We start from the raw sequence: 724 nt of genomic DNA, 5'->3' as shown, positions 1-724 counted from the left end.
CCCAGATTCCAGATCGCGTTGATCTGGAACACACCCGACATCAACGCCGTCAGCCCCGTCACCAACGCGAAGAACGCACCACCCTTGAGCGCGAACACCGGCATGATCCGCACACCGACGACATTGGTCTCCTTACGCCGCACACCCGGGAACTGCGTGTGCTTCTGATACCACACCAACGCCAGATGCACCGCGATCAAACCGAGCATGATCCCCGGAATCAACAAAATATGCAGCGTGTACAACCGCGGAATGATCTCCGTACCCGGGAACTCCCCACCGAACAACGCCCAGTGCACCCAAGTACCCATCACCGGCACCGACAACACGATGCCCGACAACGTCGCCCGGATACCCGTACCCGACAACAGATCATCCGGCAGCGAATAACCGAAGAACCCCTCGAACATCCCCAAAATCAACAACAACGCACCGATGACCCAGTTCGCCTCACGCGGACGACGAAACGCCCCCGTGAAAAAGATCCGGAACATGTGCACCATCATCGCCGCCACGAAGATCAGCGCCGCCCAGTGATGCAACTGCCGGACGAACAACCCGCCACGCACCTCGAACGAGATGTCCAGCGTGCTCGCGAACGCCCGCGTCATCTCCACACCCTGCAGGTTCACATAACTACCGTTGTAGATGACCTCCTCCATCGAGGGGTCGAAGAACAACGTCAGATACACACCCGAGAGCAACAAGATGATGAAGCTGTACA

Annotated in this window: 1 protein-coding gene; it reads right to left on the bottom strand. The window is 58.1% G+C overall.

The genetic code is table 11. The annotated features are described in order from the left end of the window. Nucleotides 1–724: cytochrome b (locus CFN78_RS28365; RefSeq protein WP_133116517.1), on the bottom strand; the 724-nt coding region annotated here is incomplete at both ends.

Origin of the sequence: Amycolatopsis antarctica (assembly GCF_002262875.1) — a bacterium.
GTDB lineage: Bacteria > Actinomycetota > Actinomycetes > Mycobacteriales > Pseudonocardiaceae > Amycolatopsis > Amycolatopsis antarctica.
The sequence above is the reverse complement of the archived record's forward strand: the minus strand, read 5'-3'. Positions and strand labels throughout refer to the sequence as shown.